The organism is Lysinibacillus sp. G1-3 (assembly GCF_056322905.1).
On record NZ_JBWHYQ010000005.1, the window covers coordinates 100,001 to 113,613 of the forward strand.

Genomic DNA, 13,613 nt, shown 5'->3' on the forward strand with positions numbered 1-13,613 from the left:
GGCTAACTGACCTGCTTCGTGCAGGCCTAAGCACAAAGCCGATTCCGGACGCAATTATGCCGAGGCATAATTGATTACATGAAATGAGGAGAAATTCATGACTATACCGTTGTTTGACATCGTTGATAAACCGATTGATGTTGAAGAAGTTAGACAAAAAGTTACAGATCGAAATGCTGGTGCAATCACTGTTTTCATCGGAACAGTACGTGAAATGACGAAAGGCAAGAAAACACTGCATTTGGAATATCAAGCCTATCCATCTATGGCTATTAAAATGTTTGAACAAATATCTAAAGAAATACAAGAGCAATGGCCAGAAGCGAAAATAGCCATTACACATCGTGTTGGCCATTTAGAAATTTCGGATATTGCCGTAGTCATTGCGGTTTCATCACCACATCGTAAAATAGCCTATGAAGCAAATGAATATGCTATTGATCGTATAAAACAAATTGTGCCTATTTGGAAAAAAGAGTATTGGGAAGATGGGACCGAATGGATTGGTGATCAATTAGAAAATGTCCCTTATCCAAAAGGAAATCCATCAATCAGTGAGGAGGAATCTTGTGATTAACATATTATTATTTGCTCACTTACAAGAAAGTATAGGCGAGTCAAAATTATGTGTAGACCTGTCAGATAGAACAATTGGACAAATTAAAGAATGGATGAAAATACAATATCCACTAGTTTCTTTACAGCATGTTATGACAGCGGTAAATGAGGAATTCGCAACAGATGCAACGGTTGTAAAAAAAGGGGATACAGTCGCGTTTATTCCACCCATTAGTGGAGGATAAAAAGAAAAGATGTAGTTGGTCCAGTTTAGTGAACCGACTACATCTTTTATTATATTGATCCAGAAAAAGCTCGTCAGTAGGGGAAGACACTCTACTGGTTAAAGTTTTACTTTATGCCTTTATGAGATGAACGCTCAGAAGCATAAGGAAGGAAATGCCTATCATACAAATCACCCACGACCAAGCAAGTGACATGTTACCTGAACCAATCGCCATGTAAATAGCAAGTGGCGTCGTTTGCGTTTTGCCTGGGAGGTTACCAGCAAACATTAAGGTTGCACCGAATTCACCTAAAGCTCGTGTGAAACTTAAAATTCCACCTGAGACAATTGATTTTAATGCAAGAGGGATAGAAATAAAGAAAAAGATTTGCCATTCTTTTGCACCATCAACACGTGCAGCGTTCTCAATGTCCTCATCAACAGATTCAAAGCCGGTCTTTGCTGATTGATACATTAAAGGAAATGCAACAACAGTAGAGGCTATGACTGCCGCCCACCATGTGAACATAACGGGTTGGTTAAAAAACCATGTTATTAAGTTACCTAGCACACTGTTTTTACCAAAAATAATAATTAGAAGAAACCCTATTACAGTAGGGGGCAATACTAGTGGTAAAAGTAACACTGTTTCTAGAAATAATTTTCCTTTGAAATTACGTTTTGCCATCCATTTACCAAATAGAATACCAGTTACTATCACAATTATTCCTGACACAAGAGCTATTTCGACAGAAAGTTTTAGAGGTGACCAGAAATCAGTACTCATCTATTAATGAGTCCCTTGAAACCCATATTTTTTAAATACGTTCATCGCTTCATCACTTTGTAAATAGTGATAAAAATCTTCCGCTTCTTTTGCATGCTTACTATCTTTGATAACACCTACAGGATAAATAATAGGTGTATGCATATCTTCTTTGGCTGTAGCAACGACATCGACTTTTTCTGATACAAGAGCATCTGTTTTATAAACTAGACCTGCATCGACATTTTCAGTTTCTGTATATGTAAGAACTTGTCGTACGTCTTTTGTATACACTACTTTTGATTCTACATGTTCCAGAAGATTCATGTTTTTCAATGTTTCTATACCGTACTTGCCAGCAGGAACCGTTTCTGGTGTACCAATGGCTATCTTATCGGCTTTCGTTAAGTCTTCAAATGATTGAATCTGTTTTTCATTTTTCTTAGGAACAATTAATACTAATTCGTTCGTTAAAAGATCTGTTCCTTGTTTTTTATTGATTAAATCTTCTTGAACTAGCTCATCAAATTTATCTTCGGCTGCTGAAAAGAAAAGATCAACAGGAGCACCTTCTAAAATTTGTTGTTGTAAAGCACCAGAGCCACCAAAGTTAAATGTAATTTTAATAGCATCGTGCTCATTTTCATAGGCTTTTTGAAGCTCTTCTAACGATTCTTGTAAACTAGCTGCTGCGGAAATCGTTAATTCAACAGGTTCTTTTGTTTTATTGTTGCTTTCTTGGTTACCGCAGCCTGCTAAAATGCCGACCAGTAGTAGCAATGAAGCTATCAAACTATAAAACTTTTTCACTTTTTTATACTCCTTTTATAACTCGTTATAACAAGACATAACTAATTATAATTAGTTATGTCTAAAAAAGGAATACCAAATCGTTAGAAACATTCAAGATATTAATAATATGGTTCATCACCAAAAGTTGTGGATGAGTTTTGTTAAACGTATACTATGTAAATAAGTTGATCTTCGTTCCGGCTGGGCGACTCCTTGGGGATTAGTAATAAAGGAACGAAGGCTAAAACCATCACATCCTGTGATAACGCCTTCGTGACCAACATCGTGCTGCGAAGCGGCAGCAACGAAGCGTCCAGTCGCAACGGAAATCAACCACACGTTTTGGTAATGGTTCAAAAATATTATAATTACGTTACTATAGAATCAATAGAATCATAAGGGGAGATTTTTTACATGTCACATGAACATTCCTATACGATTGAAGAGGTTGCTCAATTATTAAAGGTTTCAAAATTAACGATCTACGATTTAGTGAAAAAGGGAGATTTACCTGTTTTTCGTGTAGGTCGACAAATGCGCGTAGATAGAACCGATTTACAATTATATATACAAAAGAGCAAGTCAGGAGCAACTACTACCTCGACTATTCCTTCTACAAACAAAAAAGTTATTATTAGCGGACAAGACTTAGCTTTAGACTTATTAGGAAAATATATAGAGAAAAAACAATCCAATAAAATATTGCGCTCTCATGAAGGTAGCTTTAATGGTGTTATGGCGCTATATAATGGGGAAAGTGATATTGCTAGTTTACATTTGTACGATGGTGATACAGGGGATTATAATACACCTTATTTGAAAAAGATTTTTGTAAGTCACTCTTATATTCTTATCAATCTGATTTCACGCCGAGCAGGTTTCTATGTAAAAAAAGGAAATCCATTGCAAATTCAATCAATCGATGATTTTAAGACTAAATCACTCAAATTGATGAATCGTGAAAAAGGTTCAGGTGCTCGTACTTTCCTAGATGAGCAATTACGCATTCATCACATATCACCATCCTCTATTGAAGGGTATAACGAGGAAGAAATGAGCCATATCGATGTAGCTTCTGCTGTCGCAAATGGAAATGCAGACATTGGAATAGGCATTGAAAAAATATCAAAACTTATAGATGTAGACTTTATACCACTTGTTAGAGAACGGTATGATATTGTCCTATTAAAAACTCCCGAAAACCAACTGCTGATTGAAACGGTAAAAGAGATTTTAAATTCACCAGATTTCCAATCAGAAATAGTCGCCTTAGGAGATTATGATGTCAGTCAAATGGGACAAGTAATATATGAAACTCTTTAATAATGAAAAAAACTTGCCGAAAAGGCAAGTTTTTTTACATTGATCGGAATAGTTATAATAATACTTCTGTTTCTGCATCAAAAAATAGTAGGTGTTGAGGCTGGAGAGAAAGTGTTTCTCCGATTTTAAAGCTATGTTGGCCACTCCATTTAATCGTCCATGTTTGATCTGCCAATCGAACAATGATATGCGTTTCATGTCCTAGCTGTTCAATATTTACTATAGGAAGATGCAAAACGTCTCCTTTTTGGAGATGCTCTGGCCGAACGCAGACTGATAATGGTGTATGTTGAGGTAAACGTGCATAAACATCGGTTGGAAGCTTCAGATAAAATTGATTTTCAATAATGAGCGTAGAATCTTCTAAAACTGCACTTGCCATGTTTATAGCTGGAGAGCCTATAAAGCTTGCGACAAATAAATTTTTTGGTTGATTATACAATTCTAGAGGTGTTCCAATTTGCTGAATACATCCTTTATGTAAAACCATTATTCGATCCCCCATGGTCATTGCTTCTGTTTGATCGTGGGTTACATAAATAGTTGTTAAGCCCAATTTTTTTTGTAGTTGTTTGATTTCTGTCCGCATTTGTGTTCGTAATTGTGCATCTAAATTGGATAAAGGCTCATCCATCAGGCACAGTGGAGATTGGCTAACGATAGCACGTGCAAGAGCAACACGTTGACGTTGACCTCCGGATAAAGCTTTTGGTTTTCGATGTAAATAATCTGTCAGCTTTAGCAATTCAACACTTTCTTGCAAACGTTTCTGCTGCTCTTGTTTATGAACACCTTTTCTTTTTAAACCAAATAAAATATTTTGCTCCACTGTTAGATGTGGGTATAGTGCGTAATTTTGGAAAACCATTGATAAATTTCGTTCTTGAGGGGAAGCCATATCTAATGTTTCCCCATTTATTTGTATTGTGCCAGTCGTCATTTTATCTAAGCCAGCAATAAGGCGCAGAAGTGTACTTTTACCTGAACCAGACGGACCTACTAATACAAAGAATTCACCTTTTTCAATCGTTATGTTAATATCTTTTAATACAGGTGGCTGGGCATTGTATGCTTTTTCGACATGCATTAGCTTAATAAAACTCATTTGTTAAACCTCATTTCAAATGATAACTAAAACAAAAGTCATTGTAACATATTCTTGTGGCACACATTATGATAGAGATGTTAAAGCAGTACAAAATCTTAAAAAGAAGCTAAGTAGTTCAAAGAGGAATCAGCATTCATTAATCTAGGTGATTCAACGCTCGCGCTGAACGTCTTCAAAGGTGTTAAATGGCAACTTCAATGCGTTTGTTGAACTGATTTTTGTATCGTAGTAAGTTGGTTTGAGAATAGATTTTAAAAAAATTAGCTTTTGCACTAGACAAATACGATTTTTTTATATATAGTATAATTAATAAAATCGTTTTCAAGAGAACAATAAATTCACATATTACAAAGAGTAATCGTGTTTTATTTGATGCTTTTTGTAATATGTGAATTTTCTTTTGGTAATATGATTTTAATTAATACAATTAATGGAGGTCATTCAAATGACACAAGGTACAGTAAAATGGTTTAACTCAGAAAAAGGTTTCGGTTTCATCGAAGTAGAAGGTGGAAATGACGTATTCGCTCACTTCTCAGCTATCCAAGGTGACGGCTTCAAAACTCTTGAAGAAGGTCAAAAAGTTGAATTTTCAGTAGAAGAAGGTCAACGTGGACCTCAAGCTACAAACATCGTAAAACTTTAATTTTAATGATGTAACCATAAAAAAGGCATCCTTTCAGTAGGGTGCCTTTTTTTTATGCATAAAAGGAAGTGATGGAAAGTGGAAAAGTGGAAAAGTGGAAAAGTGGAAAAGTGGAAAAGTGGAAAAGTGGGGTAGTACTACCTATTTTTATTCCATCTCAAAATTCAACTCATCGAACATTAATTTAATTTATTTCCTATTAACGGAAAAAGAATGCACAAAAATAGTAATTAAATTTAACTAAAAATGGAACTTAATTCCTGTTTGATCGTATACAAAGTAATAGGGGGTATAAAATTTAGGGGGAGAGTTTATATGCGTAGTAAAAATTTAATTATTATGATAGTGGCATTTATTGTAGAAGTTTTAATTTCGTATTTTATTGCTTCATTTTTCTCCGTAAGGTTTATCGAGATAATGTTTTTCACTGGTATAGCTTTTGCTGGGGGTAGTTTTTACTTTTCGAGTAGTGGTGGAGCTATGACTAGGTTATTTACATCTCAAGTTAGTGGGCAAACAGGTATAATTCAGAAAAGGGAAAAGTTCACTTATCAACTAGGTCCGATATTTATTACGTCAGTTATATTCTTTTTAATTGGTTTAGTACTCTTTCTCTTATTAGTTTGGGGAATAATTCCTCCTGTGGAAGTTTGAAATACTTATAAAATTGCTGTAGACAAAGTAATGTATAGCTTTGTCTACAGTAATTTTAATGATTAATCGCTTAGCATTGCTTTTAATGTTCGTTTTTGCCAGCCTAGCTTGAAGTAAGCGTATTGTAATACAAAATGTACACAGAAGGCAGCAGGGTAAGCTAACCAAACACCATTTAGCTCGAATGTAGTGTAGTGCGATAAAACAAACGCTAATGGCACCTCGACTACCCAAATCGCGATAACTAGGAAAATTGTAGGCCATAAGACAACACCTGTAGCTCGCATTGTAGCCGAAACTGTTTGTGTATGGCCAAAAATTAAATAGCTCCAAAATGCAATATATAGATAATTTTTTGCAATCAGTACCGTATTCTGTTGATCAATAAAGAAAGATAAAATAGGCTCCGCAAATAAATACATAATTAAAATAATCGTGCCACCTAAAATATAGTTAATCAGCACACCTAGTTGACGAATTTTTTTAATCATTTCTGTAGAGTTAGCTCCTAAAGCTTGCGCCACAAATACAGATGTCGCAATCGCGATACTCATCGCAGGCACCTGTGCATAGCTAGCCACTTGATTGACAACACCGTAAGCGGCAGTAGCATTGGAGCCGTAAACATTAACGAAGCCTATTACAGCAATTTCTGCTACAGAGATTGCAACCATACTAATGCTGGCTGGAATGGCTAACTTTAATAATGAAGCTAAAATATCCTTCTTTAATTTAAAATGCTGTAATATCGATTTGTCTAGGCGCAAAATATGCTTTGTTCTATGCAAGTAGGCAAATAATAATAACATCGTTACTAGATTGGATAAAACAGAGGCATAAGCAGCACCGTTTAAGCCAAATTCAGGTAGACCAAGCCAACCAAAAACTAATGGTGGTAGGAATGCAATATTTAAAATAACGCTTATAACTAAAAATAGAAAAGGTGTTTTAGAGTCACCTACACCACGCATAAAGGTAGTGTACACCATATACCAAAACATAATCGGTAGGGTGAAAAATAAAATTTGAGCATAGCTAATACTCATATCTAAAATGTTTGCAGGTGTTTGCATAAAACGTAAAATCCATTCAATGAAAAAGCCACCAAAAATTGCGACGACAATTGATATAATCGTCGTGAAGGCTAGTGTTACCCCAACAACTTCCTTCATCTTCTCATGATTGCCTGCCCCATATGTTTGCCCTACTAAAATCGAGCTACCAGAGCCAATCCCAATAGCAAATGCCATTAAAAAGAAGAAGAATGGGAAAAATGCTGAAATCGCCGCTAGCGCATCAACTCCTAAATTACGTCCAACTATAAACATGCCAAAGACTTGCCCTAAAGATTGCAGCACATTCGCTAGCATTACAGGTATTAGAAAATTAAAAAAAGCTTTCTGTAGCTTTTTATCATCATGTAAAATTTGTTGGTCCATTTTTATGCCCTCTTGGGTTTTAATAACCCATTTCCTTTTAAATATGTGATAGCTTGCGCAGGCGTTGGTCAATTAGCCCACCATCCGCACTTAAAACTTGATTAGAGATCTTAATATCCGTTCGTTTTCTGTACATGACTTCCGATGTCATTGCATCCCCTATAAGCCAAAAACGGGGTTTCATCATAAAAATGTTCGTAGCGATAAGCTTCCTTATGCTTGCCTTTAATGTTTAGTTATTTTCATCAATTTCAACCCCTTGGAAAATATTTAAATTTAGTTTAGTAAATGTACCACCAGAAAAAAATGAAGTCAATATTAGTGTGGGAATTTTTTCGTATTGTTACATAATGAGGCGTAAATGGTCTTTAAAGGGTTCGTTGCGGTTATAGAGTAGAGCGAATTTATGGAATTGATTAATGTGGTAAATAATTTATATAATGGTAAAAGTAAGTAATAATTGATACTCAAATAAAAGGGGTATCCTCTATAATAATTAATGAAGGAGGTAAATAGAATGATGATCCCATCTACAAATAATAATTACATAAATACAATAAAAAAAGATGAACTAAATGGACTATCTCCAAATTTATTTTTAGATAAAAATAAACAGAGTAAAGCGAAATATGAAATTAAAAAAGAAGATGATTATATTCGTCATTATGTCACAAATTTAAATGGTGAAAGAGTAATGATTAAAGAAATCAAATTACCAAAGGGACAAGACACAGAACAAAGCGCAGGCGAGATGCTCGATGTTTTAATAGAAAACTTATTAAAACAACAATTTACAAAAATAGTAGATCATCAAAATGCTACTGAATTATTTAAAACAGGATTAGCTGGTCAAAATGCCAAAGAAAAGTTAATAGTATCTTATCAAAATTCAATCTAGGTATGCTTGAAGAAAAATAATATTTAAAGGGTAATGTAGGTGATCATTTATGCAATTTAAAAAGCGTTTAGGTTTATATTTCTCAGCTTTATTAATCGTATTACTTGTTGGAATTGTTTTGAAAGATGTATTCCTAAAAGAAACAACAGTTAACCCATTAGTAGAAAATGAAGATGGAACAAAACAGCTTGCTTTTGATGCAAAGTTAACACGATTAGACGAATCAACAACAACGTTTAAAGAATACAAGGGAAAGGTCTTAATCGTTAACTTTTGGGCATCTTGGTGTGGACCTTGTCAAGAAGAGGCTTCTGAATTTAGGGATTTTTATAATAATAAATCTGAAAATGTTGAGCTGTTAGCGATTAATACAACTTCTGTTGATAGTATTGAAAATGCCATTGAATTTCAAGAGTCATACAATTTGAATTTCCCTATATTTCTTGATTTAGATGGTACACTTCAAAAATCATTTGGAGTAGTGGCATATCCAACAACTTTTATTTTCGATTCTAAAGGTATATTAAAGAACAAGATAAAGGGATCGATGAATCAAAAACAATTAAATGATTATATTGATAAACTCTAATAATTTGTAAATTAATCACTTCCTTTACGATGGGAGCATTTATATGTTGGCGTCATTTTTAAGGAAATTATTAACGCAAGAAAGAGGAGGATTATTATGTATCAGACATTAAATGGTTTTTTTAAGTCTTGGGAGTTTGAAGCCGATTGTACACAGAAGTTATTGAATAATCTAACTGATGAATCACTTAAGCAGGAAATAACGTCTGAAAATTGGACTTTAGGACGTATTGCTTGGCATACGGTCACTGCAATTCGCATTATTACTTCGAATACAAGTTTAACATTTGATGCTCCAATTAAAGATTATCCTGTTCCTACTTCAGCGCAATTTATTGCAAATAGCTATTCTCAAGCTAATAATGCGTTTATGCAAGCGGTAAAAACAAATTGGACTGATCAAACCCTTCACGAGCACATTCAATTTTTCGGTCAAGACATGCAAATTGGTACACTTTTAATGTTCTTGATTCAACATCAGAATCACCATCGGGGACAAATGACGGTTCTTATGCGACAGGCGGGGTTAACTGTTCCCGGCATTTATGGTCCGGCTAAAGAGGAATGGGCAAATTTCGGTATGGACGCTCCGGAAATGTAAAATGAAATAAATGAGGATGAGGGACCAGAGCATTAAAACATGGAAGAGTATAAGGTAAGTAAAAGGACTTGTTGATAAATCATAACAAACAAGTCCTTTTTTATCATGTTAAATACTGTCGTGAGCTTTGTCTTTCATTGTTATTACCTTTAGTAGATTCTTCTTCTGGATAAATAAAATAACTAAGGCTTGTATTGTCATTGCTAAGACAAGGAGAATGAAGTGTGAATTGTGGTACAAAATTATTGAAAGAAAATAAAATGTTGGTGCAGACGAAAGGTACGAAATATATTGGTTTTTAGTTACTAAATAAATAATAGTTGAAATACAAGTTGTCACCAAAAGAAGTTCGAGTAAAATTCCGATTGAAGCACTATCAATATAATACTGTAAATCGTTTACATAGGACATATTAAAAAGATCCCCCTATATCTATAAAAATATTTAACTCAATTGTAACATATTAACAAATTCGATGTATAGCTAATAATAGGGGATATTAGGGTGATGGAAGAGCTATTGAGCTATTTAAAGCCGTGGATTTTAGGTAATACGAAATCATTGGTAATTAATATAATTGCCTTCAGCGAAGCGACAGCGGCAAAATGTTTTAACTGCGCGAAAGCGAAACGACAGCGGCAAAATGTTTTAACTGCGCGAAAGCGAAGCGACAGCGGCAAAATGTTTTAACTGCGCGAAAGCGAAGCGACAGCGGCAAAATGTTTTAACTGCGCGAAAGCGAAGCGACAGCGGCAAAATGTTTTAACTGTGCGAAAGCGAAGCGTCAGCGGCAAATGTTTTAACTGTGCGAAAGCGTAGCGACAGCAACAACAAATGTTTTCTGTAGCGAAAGCAAAGCGGCAGCGGCAAAGCGCCCAGTCGGAACGGAAATCAACCATACGCTATGGTAAGGAGCTTCCTTTGTATACTAGGGAAGTCTCTTAGAATTTAACTTCTTTAAGCCGATTCTGGACGCAACTACGCCAAGGCCTAATTGATTTATAGTTCTTCCTGGAAATAAATTTTGTAGAACTTTCGATTTGTAGATTCATCGTAGCCTACTTCAATTAGTTCATCTACTTTTTCGATATCCTGTACGTTTACCTGGATTTCAATATTGGAGTCGAGTTTAATTTTACGTTTATATTTTTTTTCAGCCTTTTCAAGTGCGCTCTCAGAAATAACAGTTTCATAAGGTTTTACCGAATTGATGATAATGTCTTTTTGTGTTGGCTCCGCATTTTCAAACACCGTTTCAATATAATTATTTACTTGAAATTCATCTTCATTTCTAAAATAATCAAGCGTTTTATTTAAAAGACCTAGTTTTTCAGTATTTGTAAAGCTTTCTTCTTTTAAGATATATTTTTTGCATTCTGTTAAGGCTAAATTCGTTTTATAATAATGTTCATCTGCAGCTTTAATCTTTAAAAAACGTTCTTGCCAATAGATAATATCTTCTTTCCTTTTCGTTTTCATAAAGACAGCAGGTGTCTGTTCCGGCCCCATATCTACGATGATGGCCATATTGTTGACTTTCTTTACATTGATGCCATCAATACCGTTGATAACCATTTTATTTTGGTCGTTTTTTACATCTAAAAACATTTCTTTTTCATCAATTTTAACGATGGCGATTATTTTTTTAGCTTCTGTAGACAGAAAACAATTGTCAAATAATCCAATAAACAATTCGCCACTTTTAATGTTAGGGTGCTGAGATACACTATGTAAGTGTTTAGCAATGTTTATTGATTGTTCAAGGAAACTATTTTCCTGCTCAAAAATTGCTCTCACATATGTGTAAACCTCATTTAACCCAATATTTGTTTCATGAAAAAATTCAAATTGCTGTTCCAAATCAATTTTGCTAAACGCTAGCTGTGTAAAAGCTGCCTCTAGCATGACCTCTGGTTGTGTTAATGATTCTTCACCTAACACGAGTGCATCGTCAATAAAATGTATAATATATTGTGCTAACTTACTTTCACTTACTTCTAGCATGTTTTCCACCTTCTAAAATAGCATTGTAGATAATATACCATATCATATATAGGACAATATTTTAATGTATTTTATTAGTAGTTAAAAATTAATAGTGATCACCATGTAACTGAAATCTTTTGCACAACAATTGCAAAAGATTTTTTTTACACAAAAAAGATTTTCAACATAATTACAACCTTATTCATATCTTGCGAATAATGTTGAATGAAATAAGTTTAAAATGCTGTTGCTTAGATAATGATGGAACTATATAAAACGTGAAGCTGTAATTCGCTTTATTATCAGCTTAAGAGGGTGATGAATATGTGGGAAAAGATCTTAGCCTACATTCCAGAATGGAAAGTATTTATGCAAGGTTTTATTGTATTTTTCATTCCCTATATTATTTTCAAATTGTTTAATGGGATAGTATCTAAACAAGAGATGAATGACGATGACATGGTGAAAATAAAAGGTCAGGCGAAACCAAAAGATGAGCTTGAACACCAAACAGTGAAATCTTCCCAAGAGTCATTTGATTATTATACGGGTAATTACAACTTAGATGTTGAACTTGTTAAGAAAGAGATTGGTCATAACTGGGATGTGCATTTTAGGGAGTTTCACATAAGTAACACAGACATACGTGCAACGATTATTTTTCTTGATGGGCTGTCAGATAAAGAACTGATTGATAAACATATTTTGACATCTCTTATGGGGGATTTTTCACAAAAAGATGATCTGGAGTCTTTATATGAAAAAGGAGACTTTTTACAGACATTTATTAAAAATGAAGTTCTTTCCGTTAGTGACATAACAGAAGAGTATGATGTAAAGCAATCTGTAGGCAAAATATTAGCAGGGACGACCGCCTTGATAATTGATGGAATGCCAAATGTATTAATGCTCGGGACAGTCAAAGGAAAATCGCGCAATATTGAAGAACCGGTATCAGAAGCATTGGTTCGAGGTCCGAGATTAGGCTTTACAGAAACGTTAAGTGATAATACGGCTCTATTGAGACAACATGGTGAAAATAGTGATTTATCAATTATCAATTTCCAAGTAGGTAAACGTACAAAAAAAGAATTGGTTATCGCCTATGTTAATGAGATTGCAGACCCGAACTTGGTCGAAGAGGTTAAGAAAAGAATTGAAACAATAAATATTGATGATGTTGCGGAATCGGGCTACGTAGAGCAACTAATCGAAGATAATTATCTCAGCCCTTTTACACAAGTTCAGAATACGGAACGCCCAGATCGTGTTTTTGCTGCCTTGATGGAAGGAAGAGTGGCAATTTTATTAGATGGGACACCTTTTGCATTAATCGTGCCAGTGACATTTAGTATGTTATTGCAATCACCAGAAGACTATTATGAACGATGGTTGCCAAGTACGCTCATTCGTCTATTACGTTATTTAGCTGCAACTATTACGCTTTTTGCACCATCCATCTATATATCGTTTGTCTCGTTTCATCAGGGCTTAATTCCAACTAAGCTAGCATTGTCTATGATGGGAACGAGGGAAGGTGTTCCATTTCCTGCAATAATTGAGGCACTAATTATGGAAGTAGCTATTGAAATTTTACGAGAAGCTGGGCTTCGTTTGCCTAAGCCTATTGGTCCTACAATGGGAATAGTCGGAGGGCTTGTTATTGGGGAAGCTGCTGTACAAGCAGGGATTGTTAGCCCCATTATGGTAATTGTTGTTGCGTTAACAGCTATTTCTTCTTTTGCTATTCCGCAATATAATGCGGGAATTTCATTGCGCATGCTTCGTTTCGTAGCAATGTTTTTTGCTGCTTTATTTGGTTTATATGGGGTTATCCTGTTTTTCTTACTTCTTTGCAGTCATTTGGTGAAGTTGAAGAGTTTTGGCATCCCTTTTGTTAGTCCGACGGTTCCTTATAGAGCAAACGATTGGAAAGACTTTATGGTTCGTATGCCACTTATGATGATGAAACGTCGTCCGAAGATGTTGCATACAAAAGATTCTAGCCGTCAAGATTAGTCACTAGGA

At 34.8% G+C, this 13,613-nt stretch carries 16 protein-coding genes; 10 read left to right on the forward strand and 6 right to left on the reverse strand.

All coding sequences use genetic code 11. From position 1 onward, the window contains the following. Positions 1 to 97: 97 nt before the first annotated feature. The gene (locus ACVYAD_RS06500) at positions 98 to 577 is read left to right on the forward strand and encodes a molybdenum cofactor biosynthesis protein MoaE (RefSeq protein ID WP_476425335.1); all 480 of its coding nucleotides are present in this window, start codon (positions 98 to 100) and stop codon (positions 575 to 577) included. Beyond that, positions 570 to 803, forward strand: coding sequence for a molybdopterin converting factor subunit 1 (gene moaD, locus ACVYAD_RS06505; protein WP_349659296.1), 234 nt, complete (start codon positions 570 to 572; stop codon positions 801 to 803). The genes ACVYAD_RS06500 and moaD overlap by 8 nt, the downstream gene beginning before the upstream one ends. 111 nt (positions 804 to 914) lie before the next feature. Here moaD and modB read toward each other — a convergent pair whose 3' ends face one another. After that, on the reverse strand, positions 915 to 1,571 hold the full coding sequence (gene modB, locus ACVYAD_RS06510) for a molybdate ABC transporter permease subunit (protein WP_476425336.1): 657 nt from the start codon (positions 1,569 to 1,571) through the stop codon (positions 915 to 917). A gap of 3 nt (positions 1,572 to 1,574) precedes the next feature. Next, complete coding sequence (modA, locus tag ACVYAD_RS06515) at positions 1,575 to 2,360, reverse strand: molybdate ABC transporter substrate-binding protein (RefSeq protein WP_476425338.1); 786 nt, start codon at positions 2,358 to 2,360, stop codon at positions 1,575 to 1,577. A 396-nt stretch (positions 2,361 to 2,756) separates the two neighbouring features. On the opposite strand from modA, the gene ACVYAD_RS06520 reads away from it, so the two are divergent. After that, a complete protein-coding gene (locus tag ACVYAD_RS06520; RefSeq protein ID WP_476425339.1) occupies positions 2,757 to 3,665 on the forward strand; it encodes a substrate-binding domain-containing protein in 909 nt (302 codons plus the stop codon). Positions 3,666 to 3,717: 52 nt separating this feature from the next. Here ACVYAD_RS06520 and ACVYAD_RS06525 read toward each other — a convergent pair whose 3' ends face one another. After that, positions 3,718 to 4,770, reverse strand: coding sequence for an ABC transporter ATP-binding protein (locus ACVYAD_RS06525; protein WP_476425341.1), 1,053 nt, complete (start codon positions 4,768 to 4,770; stop codon positions 3,718 to 3,720). Between the two features lie 448 nt (positions 4,771 to 5,218). Between ACVYAD_RS06525 and ACVYAD_RS06530 the strand changes: the two genes are divergently transcribed. Both ACVYAD_RS06530 and ACVYAD_RS06535 read left to right on the forward strand, forming a co-directional pair. Then, positions 5,219 to 5,419, forward strand: a complete 201-nt coding sequence (locus tag ACVYAD_RS06530) for a cold-shock protein (RefSeq protein WP_053484870.1) — start codon at positions 5,219 to 5,221, stop codon at positions 5,417 to 5,419. 315 nt (positions 5,420 to 5,734) lie between these two features. Next, positions 5,735 to 6,073, forward strand: a complete 339-nt coding sequence (locus ACVYAD_RS06535) for a hypothetical protein (RefSeq protein ID WP_349659301.1) — start codon at positions 5,735 to 5,737, stop codon at positions 6,071 to 6,073. Positions 6,074 to 6,135: 62 nt separating this feature from the next. On the opposite strand, the gene ACVYAD_RS06540 is transcribed toward ACVYAD_RS06535, so the two are convergent. After that, complete coding sequence (locus tag ACVYAD_RS06540) at positions 6,136 to 7,512, reverse strand: MATE family efflux transporter (protein WP_386827703.1); 1,377 nt, start codon at positions 7,510 to 7,512, stop codon at positions 6,136 to 6,138. Positions 7,513 to 8,029: 517 nt separating this feature from the next. Here ACVYAD_RS06540 and ACVYAD_RS06545 point away from each other — a divergent pair. From ACVYAD_RS06545 to ACVYAD_RS06555, 3 genes are all read left to right on the forward strand, one after another. After that, positions 8,030 to 8,410 (forward strand): hypothetical protein, encoded by a 381-nt coding sequence (locus tag ACVYAD_RS06545; RefSeq protein WP_476425344.1) that lies wholly within the window; start codon positions 8,030 to 8,032, stop codon positions 8,408 to 8,410. Positions 8,411 to 8,459: 49 nt separating this feature from the next. Further along, complete coding sequence (locus tag ACVYAD_RS06550; RefSeq protein ID WP_349659304.1) at positions 8,460 to 8,999, forward strand: TlpA family protein disulfide reductase; 540 nt, start codon at positions 8,460 to 8,462, stop codon at positions 8,997 to 8,999. Positions 9,000 to 9,095: 96 nt separating this feature from the next. Further along, complete coding sequence (locus ACVYAD_RS06555; protein WP_476425345.1) at positions 9,096 to 9,599, forward strand: DinB family protein; 504 nt, start codon at positions 9,096 to 9,098, stop codon at positions 9,597 to 9,599. 108 nt (positions 9,600 to 9,707) lie between these two features. Here ACVYAD_RS06555 and ACVYAD_RS06560 read toward each other — a convergent pair whose 3' ends face one another. Then, a complete protein-coding gene (locus tag ACVYAD_RS06560) occupies positions 9,708 to 10,010 on the reverse strand; it encodes a hypothetical protein (protein ID WP_476425347.1) in 303 nt (100 codons plus the stop codon). A 93-nt stretch (positions 10,011 to 10,103) separates the two neighbouring features. On the opposite strand from ACVYAD_RS06560, the gene ACVYAD_RS06565 reads away from it, so the two are divergent. Then, positions 10,104 to 10,289 (forward strand): hypothetical protein, encoded by a 186-nt coding sequence (locus tag ACVYAD_RS06565; RefSeq protein WP_476425348.1) that lies wholly within the window; start codon positions 10,104 to 10,106, stop codon positions 10,287 to 10,289. A 309-nt stretch (positions 10,290 to 10,598) separates the two neighbouring features. Here ACVYAD_RS06565 and ACVYAD_RS06570 read toward each other — a convergent pair whose 3' ends face one another. Then, positions 10,599 to 11,603 carry a nucleoid-associated protein gene (locus tag ACVYAD_RS06570; protein WP_476425349.1) on the reverse strand — a complete coding sequence of 335 codons (1,005 nt, stop codon included), beginning with the start codon at positions 11,601 to 11,603 and terminating at the stop codon, positions 10,599 to 10,601. 441 nt (positions 11,604 to 12,044) lie between these two features. On the opposite strand from ACVYAD_RS06570, the gene ACVYAD_RS06575 reads away from it, so the two are divergent. Next, complete coding sequence (locus ACVYAD_RS06575; RefSeq protein ID WP_476425498.1) at positions 12,045 to 13,604, forward strand: spore germination protein; 1,560 nt, start codon at positions 12,045 to 12,047, stop codon at positions 13,602 to 13,604. Positions 13,605 to 13,613: the final 9 nt, after the last annotated feature.

Bases quoted from the DNA above. Each gene is read 5' to 3' on its own strand.
- ACVYAD_RS06500 (WP_476425335.1), top strand. From the start codon at position 98: ATGACTATACCGTTGTTTGACATCGTTGATAAACCGATTGATGTTGAA.
- modB (WP_476425336.1), bottom strand. From the start codon at position 1,571: ATGAGTACTGATTTCTGGTCACCTCTAAAACTTTCTGTCGAAATAGCT.
- ACVYAD_RS06520 (WP_476425339.1), top strand. From the start codon at position 2,757: ATGTCACATGAACATTCCTATACGATTGAAGAGGTTGCTCAATTATTA.
- ACVYAD_RS06525 (WP_476425341.1), bottom strand. From the start codon at position 4,770: ATGAGTTTTATTAAGCTAATGCATGTCGAAAAAGCATACAATGCCCAG.
- ACVYAD_RS06530 (WP_053484870.1), top strand. From the start codon at position 5,219: ATGACACAAGGTACAGTAAAATGGTTTAACTCAGAAAAAGGTTTCGGT.
- ACVYAD_RS06535 (WP_349659301.1), top strand. From the start codon at position 5,735: ATGCGTAGTAAAAATTTAATTATTATGATAGTGGCATTTATTGTAGAA.
- ACVYAD_RS06540 (WP_386827703.1), bottom strand. From the start codon at position 7,512: ATGGACCAACAAATTTTACATGATGATAAAAAGCTACAGAAAGCTTTT.
- ACVYAD_RS06545 (WP_476425344.1), top strand. From the start codon at position 8,030: ATGATGATCCCATCTACAAATAATAATTACATAAATACAATAAAAAAA.
- ACVYAD_RS06550 (WP_349659304.1), top strand. From the start codon at position 8,460: ATGCAATTTAAAAAGCGTTTAGGTTTATATTTCTCAGCTTTATTAATC.
- ACVYAD_RS06555 (WP_476425345.1), top strand. From the start codon at position 9,096: ATGTATCAGACATTAAATGGTTTTTTTAAGTCTTGGGAGTTTGAAGCC.
- ACVYAD_RS06560 (WP_476425347.1), bottom strand. From the start codon at position 10,010: ATGTCCTATGTAAACGATTTACAGTATTATATTGATAGTGCTTCAATC.
- ACVYAD_RS06570 (WP_476425349.1), bottom strand. From the start codon at position 11,603: ATGCTAGAAGTAAGTGAAAGTAAGTTAGCACAATATATTATACATTTT.
- ACVYAD_RS06575 (WP_476425498.1), top strand. From the start codon at position 12,045: ATGGTGAAAATAAAAGGTCAGGCGAAACCAAAAGATGAGCTTGAACAC.